Origin of the sequence: Flavobacterium sp., assembly GCF_044361065.1 — a bacterium.
In the GTDB taxonomy this organism is placed as follows: domain Bacteria; phylum Bacteroidota; class Bacteroidia; order Flavobacteriales; family Flavobacteriaceae; genus Flavobacterium.
The window spans coordinates 1-6,774 of sequence record NZ_JBIKJI010000120.1 but is presented as its reverse complement, the minus strand read 5'-3'; the positions used below and the strand labels follow the sequence as shown (position 1 = coordinate 6,774).

Below are 6,774 nucleotides of genomic sequence, written 5' to 3'. Positions count from 1 at the left end.
TAAAAATACACCTCATGAAAAAACTTTTATTTATTTTATTGATGTTTGGATTTTTTCAAATTCAAGCACAAATGAAAATTGGAAAAAATACTAAAGTGTTGTCCTATAATGTGTATCTTGAAGTAGAAGGTGCTAATGGTGCAAAAACAGTTGTGTCTATGGATTCTGCTTTTATTGGTATTGGAACCATTACGCCTAGCCGACCTTTAGAAATTCAAAGTCTTTCAGCTGGAGCTGTTAAAATTGTAGATGGAACGCAAGCCGATGGTAGAGTATTGACCTCAGATGCCAATGGCGTGGCTAAATGGAAAGTTCCCTTTTCAGCTACTCCACAAAATTTGACCAATTCCAATGGTATTATTATTACAGGTGGCACAGGTGCTACGCTTACCGCTGCTAGCTTAAGACTAGATAGTACCGCCGTAGCCAAAATGATAACACAAAGTCCAGTAAAAGATAGTATCAATGTATTAATCAATGCTCAAACTATTACCGTTAAAAATGTTTCGATCAAATTGCCTTTAATGTCGGTAGGTGATGTAGGTTCGAAGGATTATATACTAGCCGGCGTGGCAATAGGTGATAATGTTATTGCCAATCCAAGATTACCTTTGCCTTATGGAGTCAATCTAGCGTATGTGATGGTTTCTGCCGCCAATACCATTACTTTTGGTTTTACAGGTACGGGCTCTAATACTGCTGTGGATATTCCATTTGATATCAAAGTTTTAAAATAATTTCTAAACGGAATCTATATGATTATTATATGCTTATTATTGACGATGAACAGTACTTTTTTGAAGCCTAATTCAAAACCTAATAGTACTTTAAATTTCAAAGTGGATAGTACTTTTTCAATCAATAAAACAAAATCTGATTCAATTATTAAGTGTGACTTAAAAAAAACAATTGAATTAATTAACAATTCAAAAATAAAAAAATAACAACACTAAAATTTAATTAATATGAAAAAAATACAATTAATATTATCGCTTTTAATTCTATCTATAGGATTTGTAAATGCTCAAAATGTAGGTGTTGGAACTACCACGCCTTCTCACAAATTGCATATTAAAGGACAAGTAAGAATAGATACCTTGGTATCAGGATCGGCTACCGATAGTATCATTGTTGCGGATCCTGCTACAGGATTATTAAAAAGAGTGAGTGCTGCTAAAATGCTATTGGGTAATACCACCAATACCTTGACTGCAGGCTCAAACGCCATTACAAATACAACAAATGGAATAGCGGCTACTTTAACGCCTTCAACAGGGACGCTTAGTACCAAATTTTTAGGATTTGATGCCTCAGGAAATTTAGTAACGGATACCGCTTTGACAAGCATACCAGCTACTACCAATACCTTAGCAAGTGCGACCAATATCATTACTTCTACGGTAAATGGAATAGCTGCTACGGCCTCAGCAGTGAATACTGTAGCCAATTCATTTAATACCTCTACAAGAGCTTTGACCACTACTGTAAATGGTGTGGCTGGAACAGCGGTAACGATCCCAAATGGAATAGATAGTACTACGGCAAGCAATGGCTTGACACTAAATGGCAAAGATGTAAGACTAGGAGGAACCTTATCGGGTGCTACTACTCTTACTACATCGTCTACCAATACCTTGGCGTTGGCAGGACTTCAGAGTGGATCTAATACCGATAGCGTTTTGGTAGTGAATCCAACAACAGGTGTGTTGGCTAGAAAAAGTGTATCCACAATGCTTCCTGCTACCACCAATACCTTAACAGCTGCCTCAAACGCCATTACTAATACTACCAATGGTGTAGCAGCAACATTAACGCCATCTGCGGGAACTTTGACTACAAAGTTTTTGGGATTTGATGCCTCAGGAAATTTAGTAACAGATACTGCCTTGACAAGTATCCCTGCTACCACCCATACGTTATCAAGTGCTACCAATACGATAACTTCTACGGTAAATGGAATAGCTGCTACGGCCTCTGCAGTGAATACTGTAGCCAATTCATTTAATACCTCTACAAGAGCTTTGACCACTACTGTAAATGGTGTGGCTGGAACAGCGGTAACAATCCCAAATGGAATAGATAGTACTACGGCAAGCAATGGCTTGACACTAAATGGCAAAGATGTAAAATTAGGAGGAACACTATCAAGTGCTACTACTATTACGGCTTCGTCTACCAATACCTTGGCATTGGCTGGGCTTCAAAGTGGTGTGGCTACAGATAGTATTATGGTCTTAAATCCTACCAATAATGTCATTCGTATGGTATCCTTGGCTACTTTATTGGCAAGCAATAATATTGTTGCTTCGGTATCGGGGACCGTACCTGCCTTGTCTATTGGAGATGCAGGAAGTATTACACTTACTGTTACGGGTGCTGCAGTGGGAAATAGCGTTGTTGTAAATCCAACGATAGACTTACCTAATGGCGTAGTACTGGCTTATGCGAGAGTATCTGCTGCCAATACCGTAAAAGTAGGCTTTGTAGGAACGGGTTCTTCTACTTCGTTTACTACAAATTTTGACGTAAGAGTCATTAAATAATTTTTTTTAATCTTCACTAAAATATATAGTTTATGAATCATATAAAAATATATAGCTTTTTGATTTTATGCTTTGCAATAGTAGGCATCTCAAGAGCTCAAAATGTAGGTGTAGGAACTACTACACCACAAAATAAATTGCATGTCAAAGGACAAATGAGAGTAGATACGCTTACTTCGGGGTCATTAACTGTAGATAGTATTGTACTCGTAGGTACTAATGGACTCTTCAAAAAAGCGCAATTTAATATAGCAACAAACGAACCTTGGTACAACGTAGCCACAGGCACACAAGCTACTGCAAACACGCAAGATATATACCAAATGGGGAAAGTCGGAATTGGAATTGCAACACCTGCAACAGATGCTGTATTAGAGCTTTCTTCTGCTAACAAATCCTTGTTGTTAACCAGAGTAGCCACAACAGGTGCCATTGCAAATCCTGAAAATGGAATGATTGTTTATGATATAGCTTCTAACTGTGTTAAAGCATACGAGAATGGTGCTTGGTCTACATGTTTAAGTTCAGGTTCTACCGCAAACTCTACAACAGTAACTATAGATTGCTCGAATAGTTCTTTTTCTTGCGGACCAAAGTATGTTGGCACAACGGGAATATCAGTTGTTTTTAAAGTAATCAACAATTCGTTTTCTAATGTTACTGCAGTAGATTTTAGCAATGCCGTTACCCTTTCAGGAGCTGGAGCTGCGGGATTAACTGTTACAGCAGGTCAAAATAGTTCTGTATCCATCAATAGTGGCGCAACAGCAACCTTAACCTATAATCTAACGGGTGCACCAACTACGGCTGGTACGTTAACGGCACTTTTTTCAAGATTAGGTCTTTCATGTACCGTAAATTCTGTGGTGTATGGAGCAAGCGGTGGTAACGGAATGGACGGAACAATAGCAGCCAAGGCTAACTTATCTTGTAAATCTATCAAAGAAGCCTTTCCGGCAAGTGCAGATGGTGTATATTGGATAGATCCTGATCTTAATTGTACTACATTGAGTGCCATGCAAGTCCAATGTGATATGACGACAGCTGGTGGTGGTTGGACTAAAATAGCTGCAGGAGGTGATGCGTCAACAGGTACATTTAGCCAAACAACATCTATATCAAACTTGACTGCTGGTGGATATTGGCCAGATAATATCGCTTTTAAATTTGGTGAAATGTCTATCTCTGCAATTAGGATTACTCAAGCTAGCACATTTGCAAATGCTAATCTTAGAAATTGGGATTTGGGGGATGCCATATTTACAGGCACAAATGTAGCAAATTGGTTAAAGAGCACAGGAACTGTACCTGTAACAAATCTTGCAGTTGGATGGACAGGACGTTTTTGGAATACATATTTATTTGATGGAAATCCTAATCTATATAATTTCCGTTATCCTAGTTTATTCGCATCATATAGTAATTCTACTGGTGTTTCTTTGTGTGGCAATGTTTGGAGAGTAGATTTATTTAACCCTTCTGTAAATGCATGTGCAATTGTTAACAGCAATTCCATTTGGTCAACAAATCTTGCTGGTGCATCATATACTTGTAGTACGCCAGTTATAAGAGGTGTGAGAGTTTATTGGGTAAGATAATTTTCATATATATATTATGTTGAAAGTGCGTTTGTTGCTGATTTTAGTATGTGTAAGCATAGCCGCTGTTGCTCAATCGAGTGATAGCTGCTATGCCGAAGCATTAGCTAAAGAAAGTGCTATGCGCAAAGAGGCCTTTACAAAAATGTACGTGCCGGGTCAAAAAGCCAACAATGCAAGTTTAGGTACGCAACAGCTCTATGACATCAAAAGTAAAACAACAGTTTTAGTGTTTTGGAAAACAGATTACTCATTTTGCAAAACATCACGGGTGTTATAAGTGCACTGGTACATAAAGAGCTGAATAAAAAATAATCATGAATAAGGTACAGCGCGCGTATGAAGCGCACGCGGTACTCTTTATGATTTAGAAAAAAATTAAAGAGTATTGAAATATAAGAACCCATATTATGCATCATGAAATTCAATTAAAATATTTATGAGTATTCACAATAAGGCTTTATTTTATTCTATTTTTTTATTATTACTTTCAATAATATTTTATAATTTTTTTTATTTATCTCTTCAATGTGAAATATCTATAAGTTTATTTGTTTTAATATTTCTATTGATTTTTTCAACATTAGCTAATTTTTTTGAGAATTTTTCGGTCAATCAAGTTTTAAATATGAATATATTTGAAATTAATAAACTTAAAAATTATTTAAGAATGCATAATAGTCAGTTTCTTAAATCGTTTTCAAATACTAAAAATGCCCCATTTCCTAATGGTTTATTAGAACAACAAAATCTTAATGGTGAATTTAAGAAACATTTTGAAATTTCATTTTGTGAAAATTGGTATTCATTTAACCAATTTATTTTTTATGATGGAAATGCTAAAATGTTGACAAATGAACAAGAAATAGCCCTCTCAAACCTCTTGTTTCAAACGTATGTCAAAACAAACTATATAGATTCGGTAGCTATTTTAAATCCTGTTTCTTTTCATATCGTTCCCAACAAATTGGATTCGATTAATAACTTAAAAATTTATTTTGATGGTTATATTTCTAGTCCATCAGAGGAAGTTTTTATTTTATTCTTATTTAAAGGGGGTTATGTTTCAAATTTAAATGAACGCTTACATATTGCTTTATACAAATTGAAGTTATATCAATCAGTGAACCATAAAAAAGTGCAACTTCGTCTAGTTTTTGTAGATTTTGATCATAACAATTTATGTAAAGCGCCATTTATTGTGGATAATGAACTGAATGTTTTGTTTTTACCTGCAATTCAATCAAAGCTTTTAAAGTTTGATACAATTAATGTTTTTGAATCAGAAATAACTTTTAAATTAAATTCAATTTTGTCAAAAAATGATTAATATTGATATTAAAGTATTTATTAAAGAAAATACCGATATTATAATCTCGTCACTTATTCTTGATTATTGGAGAATAGAGACTAATGGTTTTTTATTCACTTTAGATATGCTTTCAAAAAAATATCTCATTAAAATGGAAGATTTAAAATTGACGGTATCTAAATATTCTACACTTCAAATTCGTTTACCTTGTCAAAATTGTAAAAAAAATAAACAAATACAAATTACCAATCGTAATGAATTTAAGACTTCAATAATATGTAGAGTTTGTAAGCTTAAACAAAGAAAAAAATCTTCAAGTAAACTTATAAATGAATTGTTTTAAGTTTATTGTCTCTAAATGATGAAGTCTATCAAAAGATATAGTATTTATCTAGTTTTTTTATGATTTTAATTTTATTTTTATGTATTTTTAATTTTTATGGATTCAATATCAATTTATTTTATGTATGTTATTTTACCCACAAGATTTTTTCCTAAAATGTTTTCCGATATTTTATTTTTTTCTTGTGGGTTTTATATTTAAATTTTAAAAGATATATATGATTAAGTTTTTTTTGGTTTTATTTCTGCTAGTTTCAAATTTTATAATTTGTCACTTTCATAATCTGGTATCCGCAAATTTAAATTCAATGAATCTAAATGAAATTCGAAAAGATACCTCGGAAATAACGTATAATGACACTCTTCGCTTCTATAGTGTTCGTGATGTTTTTGCTACATATCAATTAAAGAAGTAGATTGGAATTTACGTTACAATTTTTTTTAATTTTAATCGGTTTAATCCGTCATTTATTTAAGAACATCTTTGATGATTTTAACATGGTGCCAGCTATGGATATATAGAATGCGCTTGGTTTCAAAAATGTTCATCGGCCCAAAATAAGGGTGCAAAAAATAATGATGTGCAGGAATTTCTTTAATGGATTGAATTTGTTTTCTTGTTTCCTTAATATGTTTCTCCAATTCACTTTTGTCAAATTGTTTAGGTATAGTATAACTTGGCGCTTTAGCTCGCCCACGAGGAATTTGACCTGAAATTAAAATAAAATATTTGCTAAAACTATGGATGGGTTTATAAGGCGTTTGAGGCGATTTGCGTAATGCTTCAACGATTAAATCGATAGATACCAAAGTGTGTTCGATATGCCATCCTATAGAACTACTTGATATGTTTTGGTTTTCAATTTCAGTTTTATCTAAAATCGTTTCAAAATAATCTAAAATGTGGTATAGCTTTTTCATTCTTTTTTTTGTAAAAGTAAGGAATATATTTGAATTGTATAGAGGTTTTAGTAATTAG

General features: G+C 33.6%; 6 protein-coding genes and 1 pseudogene. 6 read left to right on the top strand and 1 reads right to left on the bottom strand.

The window, feature by feature from the left end:
• The 6 genes and pseudogenes from ACIQ11_RS07845 to ACIQ11_RS07820 all read left to right on the top strand — a co-directional run.
• A pseudogene (locus ACIQ11_RS07845) lies at positions 1-737 on the top strand (hypothetical protein); the annotation flags it as partial.
• A 228-nt stretch (positions 738-965) separates the two neighbouring features.
• Positions 966-2,543 (top strand): beta strand repeat-containing protein, encoded by a 1,578-nt coding sequence (locus ACIQ11_RS07840; protein ID WP_396154110.1) that lies wholly within the window; start codon positions 966-968, stop codon positions 2,541-2,543.
• A 32-nt stretch (positions 2,544-2,575) separates the two neighbouring features.
• Positions 2,576-4,141: a fibrinogen-like YCDxxxxGGGW domain-containing protein gene (locus ACIQ11_RS07835; protein ID WP_396154109.1), complete on the top strand. Its 1,566-nt coding sequence runs from the start codon at positions 2,576-2,578 to the stop codon at positions 4,139-4,141.
• 16 nt (positions 4,142-4,157) lie between these two features.
• Positions 4,158-4,421: a hypothetical protein gene (locus ACIQ11_RS07830; protein ID WP_396154108.1), complete on the top strand. Its 264-nt coding sequence runs from the start codon at positions 4,158-4,160 to the stop codon at positions 4,419-4,421.
• A gap of 348 nt (positions 4,422-4,769) precedes the next feature.
• The gene (locus ACIQ11_RS07825) at positions 4,770-5,471 is read left to right on the top strand and encodes a hypothetical protein (RefSeq protein WP_396154107.1); all 702 of its coding nucleotides are present in this window, start codon (positions 4,770-4,772) and stop codon (positions 5,469-5,471) included.
• Positions 5,464-5,796 carry a hypothetical protein gene (locus ACIQ11_RS07820; protein ID WP_396154106.1) on the top strand — a complete coding sequence of 111 codons (333 nt, stop codon included), beginning with the start codon at positions 5,464-5,466 and terminating at the stop codon, positions 5,794-5,796. The genes ACIQ11_RS07825 and ACIQ11_RS07820 overlap by 8 nt, the downstream gene beginning before the upstream one ends.
• 467 nt (positions 5,797-6,263) lie before the next feature.
• Here the strand turns inward: ACIQ11_RS07820 and ACIQ11_RS07815 are convergent, their stop codons facing one another.
• Positions 6,264-6,716 carry a DinB family protein gene (locus ACIQ11_RS07815; protein ID WP_396154105.1) on the bottom strand — a complete coding sequence of 151 codons (453 nt, stop codon included), beginning with the start codon at positions 6,714-6,716 and terminating at the stop codon, positions 6,264-6,266.
• Positions 6,717-6,774: the final 58 nt, after the last annotated feature.

Excerpts from the sequence above, each read along its gene's own strand:
- ACIQ11_RS07820 (WP_396154106.1), top strand. The coding sequence starts at position 5,464 with ATGATTAATATTGATATTAAAGTATTTATTAAAGAAAATACCGATATT.
- ACIQ11_RS07835 (WP_396154109.1), top strand. The coding sequence starts at position 2,576 with ATGAATCATATAAAAATATATAGCTTTTTGATTTTATGCTTTGCAATA.
- ACIQ11_RS07840 (WP_396154110.1), top strand. The coding sequence starts at position 966 with ATGAAAAAAATACAATTAATATTATCGCTTTTAATTCTATCTATAGGA.
- ACIQ11_RS07830 (WP_396154108.1), top strand. The coding sequence starts at position 4,158 with ATGTTGAAAGTGCGTTTGTTGCTGATTTTAGTATGTGTAAGCATAGCC.
- ACIQ11_RS07825 (WP_396154107.1), top strand. The coding sequence starts at position 4,770 with ATGAATATATTTGAAATTAATAAACTTAAAAATTATTTAAGAATGCAT.
- ACIQ11_RS07815 (WP_396154105.1), bottom strand. The coding sequence starts at position 6,716 with ATGAAAAAGCTATACCACATTTTAGATTATTTTGAAACGATTTTAGAT.